Annotated in this window: 12 protein-coding genes and 1 other RNA gene; 4 read left to right on the forward strand and 9 right to left on the reverse strand. The window is 62.7% G+C overall.

The annotated features are described in order from the left end of the window. Nucleotides 1-148: 148 nt before the first annotated feature. The 4 genes from C481_RS12155 to C481_RS12170 all read right to left on the reverse strand — a co-directional run bounded on the left by C481_RS12155 (nucleotide 149) and on the right by C481_RS12170 (nucleotide 5,819). Nucleotides 149-1,018, reverse strand: coding sequence for a phosphatase PAP2 family protein (locus tag C481_RS12155; protein WP_006109520.1), 870 nt, complete (start codon nucleotides 1,016-1,018; stop codon nucleotides 149-151). Beyond that, nucleotides 1,018-2,991 carry an ABC transporter substrate-binding protein gene (locus C481_RS12160; RefSeq protein WP_049904646.1) on the reverse strand — a complete coding sequence of 658 codons (1,974 nt, stop codon included), beginning with the start codon at nucleotides 2,989-2,991 and terminating at the stop codon, nucleotides 1,018-1,020. Before C481_RS12160 ends, C481_RS12155 begins: the two co-directional genes overlap by 1 nt. A gap of 121 nt (nucleotides 2,992-3,112) precedes the next feature. Next, a complete protein-coding gene (locus C481_RS12165) occupies nucleotides 3,113-3,988 on the reverse strand; it encodes a phosphatase PAP2 family protein (RefSeq protein ID WP_006109522.1) in 876 nt (291 codons plus the stop codon). A gap of 4 nt (nucleotides 3,989-3,992) precedes the next feature. Beyond that, the gene (locus C481_RS12170; protein WP_006109523.1) at nucleotides 3,993-5,819 is read right to left on the reverse strand and encodes an ABC transporter substrate-binding protein; all 1,827 of its coding nucleotides are present in this window, start codon (nucleotides 5,817-5,819) and stop codon (nucleotides 3,993-3,995) included. 443 nt (nucleotides 5,820-6,262) lie between these two features. Between C481_RS12170 and C481_RS12175 the strand changes: the two genes are divergently transcribed. Together C481_RS12175 and C481_RS12180 are read left to right on the forward strand one after the other, a co-directional pair. After that, the gene (locus tag C481_RS12175) at nucleotides 6,263-6,598 is read left to right on the forward strand and encodes a ribonuclease P protein component 4 (RefSeq protein ID WP_006109524.1); all 336 of its coding nucleotides are present in this window, start codon (nucleotides 6,263-6,265) and stop codon (nucleotides 6,596-6,598) included. A 114-nt stretch (nucleotides 6,599-6,712) separates the two neighbouring features. Further along, the gene (locus C481_RS12180; protein ID WP_006109525.1) at nucleotides 6,713-6,961 is read left to right on the forward strand and encodes a YhbY family RNA-binding protein; all 249 of its coding nucleotides are present in this window, start codon (nucleotides 6,713-6,715) and stop codon (nucleotides 6,959-6,961) included. A gap of 63 nt (nucleotides 6,962-7,024) precedes the next feature. Here C481_RS12180 and C481_RS12185 read toward each other — a convergent pair whose 3' ends face one another. From C481_RS12185 to C481_RS12195, 4 genes are all read right to left on the reverse strand, one after another. After that, the gene (locus tag C481_RS12185; RefSeq protein ID WP_006109526.1) at nucleotides 7,025-7,948 is read right to left on the reverse strand and encodes a DMT family transporter; all 924 of its coding nucleotides are present in this window, start codon (nucleotides 7,946-7,948) and stop codon (nucleotides 7,025-7,027) included. Between the two features lie 70 nt (nucleotides 7,949-8,018). Continuing rightward, on the reverse strand, nucleotides 8,019-8,756 hold the full coding sequence (locus C481_RS12190; RefSeq protein ID WP_006109527.1) for a helix-turn-helix domain-containing protein: 738 nt from the start codon (nucleotides 8,754-8,756) through the stop codon (nucleotides 8,019-8,021). A 139-nt stretch (nucleotides 8,757-8,895) separates the two neighbouring features. Further along, an RNA gene (gene ffs, locus C481_RS21255) (signal recognition particle sRNA) lies at nucleotides 8,896-9,207 on the reverse strand. Between the two features lie 90 nt (nucleotides 9,208-9,297). Beyond that, nucleotides 9,298-10,944, reverse strand: a complete 1,647-nt coding sequence (locus tag C481_RS12195; protein WP_049904623.1) for a potassium channel family protein — start codon at nucleotides 10,942-10,944, stop codon at nucleotides 9,298-9,300. Nucleotides 10,945-11,145: 201 nt separating this feature from the next. On the opposite strand from C481_RS12195, the gene C481_RS12200 reads away from it, so the two are divergent. After that, nucleotides 11,146-11,478, forward strand: a complete 333-nt coding sequence (locus tag C481_RS12200; protein WP_006109529.1) for a DUF5798 family protein — start codon at nucleotides 11,146-11,148, stop codon at nucleotides 11,476-11,478. Between the two features lie 178 nt (nucleotides 11,479-11,656). Then, entirely contained in the window at nucleotides 11,657-12,637 is a 981-nt protein-coding gene (locus C481_RS12205) for a PLP-dependent cysteine synthase family protein (RefSeq protein ID WP_006109530.1), read from the forward strand. Here C481_RS12205 and C481_RS12210 read toward each other — a convergent pair. Next, a complete protein-coding gene (locus C481_RS12210) occupies nucleotides 12,607-12,840 on the reverse strand; it encodes a hypothetical protein (RefSeq protein ID WP_006109531.1) in 234 nt (77 codons plus the stop codon). The two genes, C481_RS12205 and C481_RS12210, sit on opposite strands and share 31 nt — an antisense overlap. Nucleotides 12,841-12,857: the final 17 nt, after the last annotated feature.

Below are 12,857 nucleotides of genomic sequence, written 5' to 3' on the forward strand. Positions count from 1 at the left end.
GTTCGGTACGCGACGCCCCTCGAGACACCACGCTCGAGCCCAGTTTTCACAGCCAGCGTGTTGTTTCTGCACGTCTCCTCACTCGTCACATAAGTATCGGATGCTAATCCGGCATCGGCGTAACCTCGACGATCAGCGACGCCACCGATCAGGTGTGATCCGAACTCGAATCCACCTCACAGTCGTCGTCCGCGTCTCGACCCCGGATCGAGGCGAGCCAGGCGGAGACGGACCAGCGGTCGACGAGTACGCGAGCGAGACTGACGCTGACGTAGGCGAGTCCGAAGCCCGCGAGCACGTCGATCGCCCAGTGGATGCCGAGATACATCGTCGAAAGCGCGATCGAGGTTCCCAATCCGAGAGTGACGTAAAACCACGTCGGATACCGGTCTCGAGTTCGGTAGGCGAGGAGGGTGACGGTCGTCGCGAGGGAGGCGTGCAACGAGGGGAAAACGTTCGTGTTTCGGTTGACCTGTCGCGTGAGGTGTTGGTACTGCGGATACGTATCGTACAGCAGCGCCTCGACGAGTTCAGGCATCATGTTCCGCGGTCCGAAGGCGATGACGAAGACGTAGAGGACGAGTCCGAGGGTGTAATTGAGCGTGTAGGCGGCCAACAGTTCGCGGAGCGGGCGCGTATCAGCGAGGGCAAAGTAGGCGACGACCGGAAACGTGAGCGCGAAGACGTAGCCGTAGATGTACATAAAGGAGAAGTAGGCCGTCACGGCCGGCGTCTCGAACGACTGTAACCAGAGGATGAACTGGCCCTCGATGTCGTAGATGGCCCAGGTGAGGTTCCAGCCGATCATCCACGAGAGGTCGGGAACGATCTGCCTGGCGATACTGTTGAACAGCAAGACGGTGGTGAGGACGGCCAACGCGGGTGCCGTATCGCGAAGGCGGGTGCGCCACTCCGTGCGCGTCACTCGCAGTCGGTGGCGGCCGACGAAGAGAGCCACGGAGACGGCGATCATGAGCGTTACGACGACGACCAACTGGACGAGAACCTGTGTGAGCATCAGTATCTCACCCGAAGCCGCCCCTGGTCGTCGTATCGAAAGCCCGCCTCCTCGAACGCCGCTCGTGCCGCCTCCACATCGAGTTCACCGTCGGTCCCGAGGAACGGTGTCTCGGGGTCGGTTCCCGTCCACGCCAACGAGTCGGGCGTCCACTCTCGGGTGACGGGTGCCGCGATCGGCCGCGCGTGACCGTAGAAGACGTCCGAAACTAACTGCTCTTTGTCGATCAACCGGGCGATCACCCGTCTGAACCGCGGATTGGAAAACGGTGCCGTCCGCGCGTTGAAACCGAGGTGGTAGAACGATCCCGTCGACGACTCGATCACTTCGAGCGGATCCGAGTCGCTGATTTGCTCGCGTTCGCTTTCGGCTTCGAGCACGTCGTCGACGACGTAGGATTCGAGGGCGAGACTCGTCACGTCCGCCTCGTCGGTCTCGACGAGTTCGATCGCGGACGTACTCCGCGGATCGATCCGTATCCGGAGCGTCTCGGCGCTGGCTTCGGGGAGTGCGACGGACTCGCGTCGCGTAAAGTGCTCGTCGAAGCGCTCGAGCGTGACGAACTCGCGCTGGGTCCGGTTTTCGAACTGGAAGGGGCCGCTTCCGATCGGCGGCAGATTATCGGTGATGAGGGCTTCCGTCGTTCCGTCTGCGACGGTGATAGCGGGGATACTCGCCGTCTCGGTCCGCTCGCCCCAGATGTGCGCGGGTAAGATTGGAATCTCGAGGACGCGTTTGGCGACGGGTTCGCTCGCCGTACAGGTGAACTCGAGTTCGTTGCCCTGCTTGGTTACGTCCGCGATCGGATCGATGTGACCGCGGTAGCGTGGCGACGGCGCGGGGAACTCGTTGTCGTCCCGTGTCGTATCGGACAGAAAGTCGACGGTAAAGGCGACATCGTCGGCGGTGAGTTCGTGGCCGTCGTGGAACTGACAGCCCTCTCGGAGCGTGACGGTCAGCGTGCCGGTGGGCTCGAGATCGGCGTCGGGATCGAGGTCGGTATCGATACCGCTCCCGTTCTCGGTGCGTTCGTCCCCATCTTCGTTCTCGTTCTCGTTCCACGTCCAATCGGCCCCGAGCCACGGAGAATATGTCCGATCACCGTCCTCATCGATACCGTTCGGCTCCTCGTCGTCGCTATCTCCGGCATCCGTCCCACCCTCGCTCCATCTCGGTACCGCAAGCGAATCGTACAGCAATCCCGTGACCAGCCCACGATTTCGAAACTCCACTGCGAGCGGGTTGAGATTCTGCGACGGCCGAGAATCCGTATGGGCCGCTCGAAGCACGGCCTCCTCCGTCGTCGGCGGATCGAGTCCGAGATACCCCATGCGGGTTGCGAGATGGCCTTGCTTCCAGCCGTCGAACCGATCGGTTCGAACGAGTCTGAACTCGTGTGGAACGCAGATGGGGACGAACGGTTGTTCGAGCGCGAGTGCTTCGAGGGTTTGGTTGACGGCCTGTTCGCGCTCCTCGCCGCCGGCGCGCTGCTGGCGCTCGAGATACGTATCGAACGTGAGATTCGTAAAGCCGAACGGATTCTGCCAGCCCGATTCGTCGGCGAATTTCGAGTGGAGGGTTTCGTAGAGAAAGTCCGGGCGGATATCTCCGGGGTGGCGACCGACGTAGATATCGAAGTCGTGGTTAATCAGGATACTGCGGCGAAACGCCTCCCGCGACTGCATATCGATCTCGATGTCGATTCCGGCGGCTTCCAGCGTCGCGCCGATGTCCTGTGCGAGCTGGATGCTCTCCCTGTCCCCATCGGCGGAAAGCGTCGTGATCGTCAGCGAGAGTTGTTCGACCTCGTTTCGATTGACGATACTGCGGACATGTCGGAGACAGCCACTGGTTGATACGGAAAGTCCGACCGACGCGGCGAGCATCGCTCGGCGGCTGAGACCGCCGCTATCGCTGCCTGCAGACGGGGTACGGCGGCGGTCCGGACTGGAGGACGGTGAGGAATCGCTCATATCGTCCGTTGCCACAGTTCGCCGGGGACGATATAACAGTATTGCGCTGTCTGCGGTTCCACTGTTGGTATCCGTGTGCGTTCAGAACGGCCGGCTGACGAAACGGTATCTGGTCGCTGTCTCACGAGTTCTCCTGCGATGCCGTCGTCACGGTATCACGGTACTCGTGAAGTCGCTTGCGGACCTGTTCGAGGATCGCTGTGAGCGACCACCGATCGACGAGATAGGTCGAGAGGGAAACACAGAACCCGGCGAGCGCGAGTCCGGCGAGCACGTCGATACCCCAGTGAATGCCCAGATACATCGTCGAGATCATGATGCTGATACTGAGACAGACAGCGATGGGAAACCATCGAGGATACGTCGAGCGGGTTTGGTAGGCGAACGTGGCGACGGTTGCTGAAAGGGACGTGTGAAGCGAGGGAAAGACGTTCGTATTTCGGTTGACTTCGGTGGTGAGATACTTGTACTGCGGGCTGTTATCGTACAGCATCGTCTGGGTGAGTTCTTCGACAAACACGTTTCGCGGGCCGTAGGCGATAAACAGGATGTAGAAGACGAGACCGATCGCATAGTTGAGCGAGTAGGCGATCAGGAGCCGCCGAAAGTCGATCGTCTTCGACCGTGCCGCGTACGCAACGACGGGAAAGATGAGCAAAAAGACGTAGCCGTAGACGTAGCTGATCGAGAAGTACGTGTTCGCTTCGGGCGAGGCGATCGCCTGAAAGAGCAAGACGAACTCGCCCTCGATGGTGTAAAACACCTCGGTCATGTGGATGCCGTAGTCCTGAGAGAGACTGCGTCCCTGCTGTCGCATGATCCGATTGAGCAGCAAGATCGCAAGAAGCAAGGCGATTGCAGGTGCGCTGGTGCGAAGGCGAGACCTCCACTCCTCGCGGAGCAGTGAGAGGCGGTCACGACCGACAACGCCCGCGAGCGCGACCGAAAGGAGGATCGAAACAGCGACGACGACCTGCAACAGAAGCTGCGTGAGCATTGTGTTACCTCAGCAGGTTTCCGCTGTCGTCGTACTCGTAATCTTCGGCAAACAGATCTCGGGCATCCTTGACATCGAGTTCGCCGTCGGTTCCGAGGAACGGGGTAACGGGGTCTTTGTCCTCCCAGACGAGGGAGTCGATCTCGGAGTCGCTGTCGGGAGTCCATTTCTCGGCGACGGGCGCGGCGACAGGTCGGGCGTGGCCGTTGAAGATCGTTTCGGTGATCCACCCCTTGTCGACCAGCCGTGCGACGGCACGGCGAAACCGGGGGTTGCTAAACGGCTCTTTGAGGGTGTTAAACCCGATGTGGTAGAACGTCCAGGACGTATCCTCGACCCGCTCGACCGGATCGTCATCCGAAATTCCACCGAGAGCGTACGTCTCGAGGCGGGCCGTCGTCATGTCCGCCCCGCCGCTTGCGATCCGGTCGATGGAGGAGGCCGTCCCGGGGTCGACCTCGAGACGGAGTTCGGGGACAGTCGGTTCCGGAACGTCGTCCGTGCCCACCGAAAAGTGGTCCTCGAAGCGTTCGAGGAGCAAGAACTCGCCCTCGCTTCGGTCGGCGAACTGGAAGGGACCGCTTCCGACCGGTGGAATATTGTTGGCCGTGACGAGCGACCAGGTCCCTTGCGGCGGTGAGAACTCGTCGTTTCCGGTCACGCGCCTATCGACGCGTTCCGACCAGATGCGCCGCGGCAGGATCGGTACCGTAAACGCACGCTCGCCAACTTCGGGACTTGTCGAGGCCGAAATCGTCAGGCGGTAGTCGTCCTCGACGGTGATCGAGTCGATCGCAGCGACCTGACCGCGATAGCGCGGTGCCGGCGATGCCTCCGGTGCACGACCGAGCGTCGTGTCGGCGAGGAACCGATAGGTGAACTTGACATCCTGGGCCGTAAGCGGATCGCCGTTGTGGAACGTACAGTCCTCGCGCAACTCGATCGTTGCGGTCGATCCGTCCCAGTCCCAGTCGGCTGCGAGCCACGGTCTCAGGTTGCTCTCGCTGTCGTCGTCCGTCTCTTCGTAGGTCGCGAGCGAGTCGTACAGCAGATCAGTGATAGTTCCTCGTTCTCGGGCCGTCGCGGAGAGGGGATTGAGGTTTCGCGTCGGTCGAGCGTCGGTGATCAGCGCGTGTAGCTGCTCGACATTCGCCGCCGGTTCGAGTCCGAGATAACCGAGTCGGGTTGCGAGATGTCCATCCTCCCATCCGCTAAAGCGGTCCGTTTGGACGAGTCGATACTCGTTCGGAATACAGACCGGAATGAACGGTTGGTTGAGGGCGAACCGCCAGAGGAGTTCAGCGATAGCCTCCTCGCGCTCGGCTCCCTCGACGGTGCGTTGTCGCTCGAGGGCACCATCGAAGGAGGGGTCCATAAATCGAACCTCGCCATCGAAGGAGGGGTCCATAAACTTAAACGGATTCTGCCAGCCGCTTTCGTACGCGTATGTCGAGTGTAACGCCTCGTAGAGAAAGTCGGGATTGAAGTCGGCCGGGTGACGCCCGACGTAGATATCGAAATCCTGCTCGAGCAGGACTGTCTTGAGGAGTTCAGACCGCGACCGCGTGTTGATCGTTGCGTTGACGCCGACGGAGCGAAGATTCTCCTCGAGATGGCGTGCGATCTGGGCTCCTTCTCTGTCGCCATCCGCACCGGGCAGTGTGAGAATGGAGACGGCCATCCCTGTGGAACTGTCCGGGTCGACGACGCTCTGGACGCGGTTGATGCAGCCACTTGCTCCGACCGAGAGGCCAGTCGCGCCGGCAGCCAGCATCGCCCGTCGACTAATCCCCTCGGCGGACTCGTCGGACTCATCTGGTGGCGAGTTCATATCGATTCGGTGCACCTCGGTCGGTTGTCGGCTAACAGTCGGTTGGACATCGGTTTCGATTGTGAAGAATCTGTGGATACCGTGCGTGCTCGCGCGTCACGTCTCATCGAGCGCCCGGACCCAGCAAGTCGGACCGGCGAGTCGAGCGCGGGAGGGCCAATCGTCGAACGTGGAGAGAGGGATTGGGAAACGGTCACGGTTCATCTCGTTAAATTGTGGGGGACCTTCGTGCCACGAGTTCGGTTCCGTAGTAGGACGGTTCGATCAGTCGTACACTTCAAAGGGTCAACACCCCCAGTATAAAACGCTTCGAAACCATGTTCTCTTGAACGTTGGTTGAAACTAGACGTGTGTGATCGCGCTGTTTCCCGAGATCAGCATCGGTACGGCCCGAATTAATGGCAGAACACAACATCAATAGGTCGTGGCGTCCAACCAGCAGTATGACCGTCGCCGCAGAACGGATCGACCGGCTACACGAACTCGCTCGAGCGGCAGCAGCCGATGGCGAGGACGACCGGGCGCGATACTACGTGCGTCTGGCTCGACGTGTGGCGGAACGAAACCGTCTGGCGCTGCCCCGCGAATTCCGGCGGTTCACCTGCGACGCCTGCGATGCGTATCTTCGGCCGGGCGCGAACGCCCGTATTCGGCTTCAGAACGGCCACGTCGTGATTACCTGCGAGTGCGGCGCGCATGCTAGGTATCCGTACGGCACCCGGCAAGCCGGGACGGCGACAGCCGATTCGGAGTCAACGCCCGACGCGAGTACCGAGTAACGAGTAACGAGTAACGAACTGATGAACTGACGGACTAACGGACTAACGCGACTTGCGGCGTGAAACGGCGCGCTCCTTCGAGAGGATTAACCACCTGGATACGATACGGGACGCATGGACAACCAGCGACTCAAAGAGCAGGCCCACGATGTCGATGTCACGGTCTGGGTCGGCAAAAGCGGCACCGATGCCGTCGTCGACGAACTCAACGATCAGCTCTCGAACCGCAACCTCGTAAAAGTGAAATTCCTCCGTGCGGCCCGCGCCGGAAGCCCGACCGAGGAGAAAGCACGGACGCTTGCAGACCGCGTCAGCGCCGACCTCGTCGAGACACGCGGGCATACGGCCGTCATGCACCGATAGGTGTTCGGATTAGTCGAAAGTGATGGTGTAGCCGATGGTCGCCGTAACCTACACGACCGGCGATTACGGATTCGACTCCGTCGACACGAAATAGACGCCGGCAGCCATCACGATCCCGCCCAGGACGAACCGCGAGCCGAGCGACTCGCCGAGCAACGTCGCTCCGAAGACCGCACCGACGATCGGCTGGATAAAAAAGAACGCCGAGATAACGCTCGCGTCGACGAACTCCAACCCCTTGTACCAGCAATACCACGCCGCTGCCGTCCCCAGAACCCCCAGATAGAGCACCGCGAGGACCACCCGGGGCGTGAACTCGATCGCCCGAAGTGAGGTCTCCGTCCAAGTGAACTCGAACGGGACGAGAACCGCGAGCATCGGCACGGCAGCCACGCAGGAGTACGTTGCCGTTTCTAACGCCGAATAGCGTTCGATCAGCGGCTTTCCCAGCACCGTATAAAGCGCCCAGGTCGCACTCGCGAGCAAGAGCATGAGAATCCCCGTCGTCGCGACCCCCGCGAGTTCGGCGAGGCGGTACTGTCCGGAGAGGACGATGACGGTTCCGGCGGTCGCGGTCGCGATGCCGGCGACTCGTCGCGCCGAGAGGTCTTCGCCGAGGAGGACGACGCCGAGCAGGATGGTAAAGATCGGCGTCAGAACGGTGATGAGCGACCCCTGGCTCGCGGTCGTGAAGGCGGTGCCGAGAAACTGGGTTGCGAGCGAGGCGGCGACGACGGCCCCGAGAGTGAGAAAGGCGAGGCGGTCGCGGCGGGTGAACTCGCGCCGGGGATACCGAAGGCGGACGATGGGCAACAGTGCGGCTGCACCGACCAGGACGCGCAAGAACGCGAGCGTCAGCGGCGGGATGGCGTCGAATCCCCACTTGCTCACCCCGTAGAGGCCGCCCCAGAGCGCTGCGGCGGTAAGCGGTGCCAGTGCGAACAGATACGTCGATACCGACGGCAGTGAAACGGAGTTCCGGTACACGGTGTGAACACAGAGGAGTATGGACTGCCCGAGAATGGCTGCTCTCGTTAGGATGTTAACCCCGGTCGGCTCAGCGCCCGCCGTCCGATTCGGCGTGATCGGACTGATCGGCCGATCCGATGGCGGTGACGGTCGAAACGAGGAGCTTCCGTTCGGCCCGACGGAGCGTCTTCGAGACGGCGGCGTCCGAGACGCCGAGTTCAGCTGCGAGGTCACCGAGCGTGGCCTCGCGCGGGACATCGTAGTAGCCGCCGGTGACGGCGCGGTGGATGGTCTCGCGTTCGGTTGGAGTAAGTCGTCGGGAACCGTCGAGGACCGCTCGGCCGACGGTGTCGGCGCGAACGTCTTCGAGGACGGTCGTCGGATCGACTCGCTCTCGACTGCGGATTTCGTACTCGTCGTCGAGGTCGGCGAGGACGGTGAGCGTTCGCTCCGCGGCCGCGGCGTCGTCGAAGCCGATCTCCCAGCGCTCGCTCCCGTCGACGTTTTCGAAGGGGGCGGTGAGGTAGCCGCCGTTGGCGACGACCGTTCCCATCGTGTCGGTCGTTCCCATCGTCAGGTGAACGCGGGCGGTGCCGCCCTGCTTTGCCAGCAGTTCGAACGAGTCGGTTTCGTCGTGGCTCCGAATCACGTCCAAGCCGCGTTCGACGGCCGCTCGATCGCTCCCGTCGGCGAGGATGCGCAACTCGAGCTGTGATCGGTCGTGATCGTAGTGCCAGTGTGGCGTGACGAACGCGACCTCGGCCGCTGAACTCGCCGCGCTCAACGGGCAATCGGCCTGTCGAATCGAGAGCGCGAGACTGATCATACGGACGCCACGCCCCGGGGGAATAATCGTATTGTGGTCTCGGCGAATGCTACGGCTGGAGGCTGTGTGGGTCGAATAGGAGACACAGCAGGCACTCGGCGCCATCGCTCCGGATCGATGTGACGGCAGATGAAGTATGAATGTGGAAGCCGCGATTGCCCGGCGTTCCGGCCGGGGGAATCTCGGTTGCCTCCTCCACCCCGCGACCCGTCGAGCGACAGGTGTCCGGCGGTCCACTGCTCGCTTCCGCGCCTGATGGGCTGTCGCCGACTAACTACGATGGGACGTCCCTGCGGACGGCCACCGTAGACCGCTGTCCCCGACGGACGAGGCTTCCACGTTGGCTCCCGGGGCCCCGGCCGGTCTGACCGGACGCCCGCGGTGTTTGGTCCCCGCTAAAGGCCATACTGCGGGTAGTGAGCAGGGCCTAACTGCCCAACCTATCCATTCTCCCCTAGACGGGCCGTACTTAAGGACCTTTCGTCTCGAGAACCCCGGGACGGGACGGGGATACTCGCCCGGACGACCTCAAATCGGGTGGTCAGGACGCCCTTCCGTTCCCGTATCGCGTCCGAAATGTACGAACCTGCCTCCCGGTGCCGGAGACGACGAGTACGTCCGTCGGCTGGAGTTCCATCCCGTCGGGGGTGGAGAAAAACGTCCCGTCCCGATCGAGCGCGATGACGGTACAGCCGGTTTCGAGTCGGATATCCGCGGCCGAGAGTTCTTCGCCGGCAAGGGCCGGCGCGCTGACGCGGGCAACGCGGAGTCGGTCGCCGAGGGTCATCGTTTCGTGTTCGAAGATGCGGAGGGTGACCATTCGACCGGCGACATTGGGGAGGGCGAGCACGTCGTCCGCTCCCGCCGTGTGCAGGACCGCCACGCTCGACGTCGCGTTCGCGCCGACGATGATATCGAGTTCCGGGTTCAGCGCGCGGGCGGTGAGCGTCGTCAAGATAGCTCGTTCGTCGGTATCGAGCGCGAGGATGAGCGTTCGTGCGTCCCGGATACCGGCCTCGAGCAGCGTCTCCTCCTCGGTGGCGTCGCCGACTACGTCAACGCGTTCCGCGGGTGCAGTGTCGACGACGGTCGTCTCCAGACCAGCCCGGATGAGGGTGCCGGCGGCCGTTGTGCCGACGAGACCGGTACCGACGACGATGACGGGGTCTCCTATCTCCCGATAGTGGCTGCCCGGCGTGCCGGTTCGCTTGGCAACGCCGTTGAGTTCGCTTTCGGTGCCGGCGATCAGCAGCGACGTGTTCTCGTCGACGCGAACGCGTTCCGGGAGAATCGTCACGAAATCGCCCCGGATCCAGGCGCCGAGGACCGTCGCGCCGGTCTGTTCGAGCCGTCGGGTAGAGGCGACAGTTTCGCCGAAGAGGTCCGACCCGGGATCGACGTGGTATTCGACGATATCGAACGCCGCTTCGAAGTCGGCGTCCTCCTCGATGTCGAGGGTGACGACGTCGCGGACCTTGTCGCCGAGAGCCTTTCCGAGGCGGTGTTTCAGCGAGATGACCTCGTCGATGCCGGCGTAGCGGAAGTATCGGGCGTCGGAAGGGTCGGCGACGAGCACCAGAACGGTCGCGGTCGGCTCGTACCGTTCGATCGCGAGGACAGCTCTAATGAGTTCTCGTTCGGTGGCGTCGACGACGACGGCGAGAGCGTCTCCGAGTCGGGCGGCTTCGAGTCCGGCTGCCGTCGACGGGTCGCGGTGGACGACCGTCAGCCCCGCCTCGTGAAGCGTCTGCGCGCGCTCCGTTTCCCCCTCAAGAACGACGTGGGGCGTTCCGTTTGCTCCGAGTTCGTCGACGAGTCGCTCGCAATTGTCGGAGTAGCCGATGATGACGACGTGGTCGGCGACGGCCTCGGTCTCGGCGGGTGGGGCGGGCTGGACTACCTGCCGAAGCCACGGCGTGATGAACTGCGGAATCGCGACCGCGATGTACGCGATGCCGGTCACCTGGATCAGCACCATCAGAACGTTCATCCAGAGACTTTCCCAGGGAGCGTCCTGGCCGTAGCCGGTAGTCGTCATCGACTGCACGACGATCTCGAACGCTTGATACCACGTGCGCGACTCGCCCTCGTAAACGGCCATTCCCCACTGATACGTCACCGTGTACAGCGCGGTCAGGGCGAGCAGCGACGCCAGGTAGACGAGTATTCGTCTCGTTAGTGGTGCCACGTGCGTTCACCTGCGTGCAATCCGGCCAGCCGGTAGTCGGCAGCCGGTAGCCGGTAGCGAGTAGTCGGTAGTCGATCGGATAGGAACCCGACACCGGGCGACGATATGTTTTTGGCCGTTGCCAGCGCGTGCTCCCGGGACCTCGTTTCGTTCGCCGGCCGGAGGAAAAAGCCCATTAGCCAGCCGATGCATCACTGACACATGGGACTCGGCAGCACCGCAAAGAAGATCCAGGGCCTCTCCGACCGCGCCGAAGCGATGTACAAGCAGGTACAGCAACTGCAACAGCGCATCACGAACCTTGAGGGGGAGGTCGACGACACGCACGACACAGTCGAGCGCATCGACCACCAGCTATCCGAACAACGCCAACTGCTGCTCGCCATCGCCGAGGAGCAGGGCATCGACGGCGAACAGATCCTTGCCGAGGCCGCAATCGACGAGGCTGAACTCGACGAGGAACCTGCCGCGGACGAGACGGATGGCGACGGTGACGCGACTACGGAACCAGCCGAGACGACACAGGGCGAATAGACCGCCGAATACGACAGCCTCAGAAACTCGTATTGGAGCGGCGATCACTACGACGGCGCTTCTCCGAGCCGTTCGCTGTTGTCTCTTCGGACTGCTCCCGACCAGCGCCGCCCGTCCGACGTGCACCGGTCGAGCGTAAAGGGAAGACCTAACAACAGTGGCAACATTTGCCAGCACGATGACGACCCACGAGCGACCGTTGGACTCGGTGCTCGAGACGATCGGGCAAACCCCGCTCGTTCGCATCCGCGACGGCCCGCAGGGCGTCCGGATCTACGCGAAACTCGAGTCGTTCAACCCGGGTGCAAGCGTCAAGGACAGAATCGGCCGCTACATGCTCGAACGCATGCTCGAGCGCGGCGACGTCACTGCAGGCGGCACGATCATCGAACCGACCGCCGGAAACACGGGCATCGGTTTTGCAACCGCCGCCCAGCAACTCGGTCTCGACGCTATCTTCGTCGTCCCCGAACGCTTCAGCGTCGAGAAACAACAACTCATGGCCGCCCTCGGCGCGGAAGTCATCAACACCCCGACCGAGGACGGCATGGACGGCGCAATCGCCCGCGCCCACGAACTGGCCGCTGAACTCGACGACGCCGTCGTCCCCCAGCAGTTCTCGAACCCGCTCAACACCGAAGCCCACTACGCCACTACCGGCCCCGAAATCTACGACGCACTCGACGACAAAGTCGGTGCCGTCGTCGCCGGCTGTGGCACCGCAGGCACACTCATGGGCATCGCCCGCTACGCGTTAGAACAGGACCCTGATACCTTCGTCGGTGCCGTCGAACCCGAGGGCTCCGTCTACGGCGAACTCCTCGGCGACGACCGCGAGGAAGGCGAGTACAAAATCGAAGGCATCGGCACCCACAACGTCGAGACCAACGAGCTGTTCGATCCCGAACTCGTCGACGCCGTCTATCCGATCTCCGACCGTGACGCCCACGACGAACTCGAGCGACTCGCACGCGAAGAAGGTCACCTCGCCGGTTCGAGCGCCGGAGCCGCAAGCGTCGCCGCCAAACACGTCGCCCGAGAAATCGCCGACGGCGAACTCGACGCAACACACGACACGGTCGTTACCGTGTTTCCGGATTCGAGCGAACGCTATCTCTCGAAGGGGATCTACCGCTCGTTCGAGGAGTGGAGTTCCTGACCGACGGGCTCATCCGCCGCGGACGACTGCTGGAGCGTCGTCGCGTCGACGACCTCGAGGTCGTCGTCGCGTTCGACCTCCCACACCCGAAGGACGAGATGCGCCTTGCAGTGGTGTTCGACGACATCCATGCCCGTCGTCCGGTTCCGGAGGACGAGCTGACAGACCCCGTCGTTCGAGCAGTTCCCGGACCGGTCACACATAGGTACGTCTCTTGTGT

The organism is Natrialba asiatica DSM 12278, assembly GCF_000337555.1.
Lineage (GTDB): Archaea > Halobacteriota > Halobacteria > Halobacteriales > Natrialbaceae > Natrialba > Natrialba asiatica.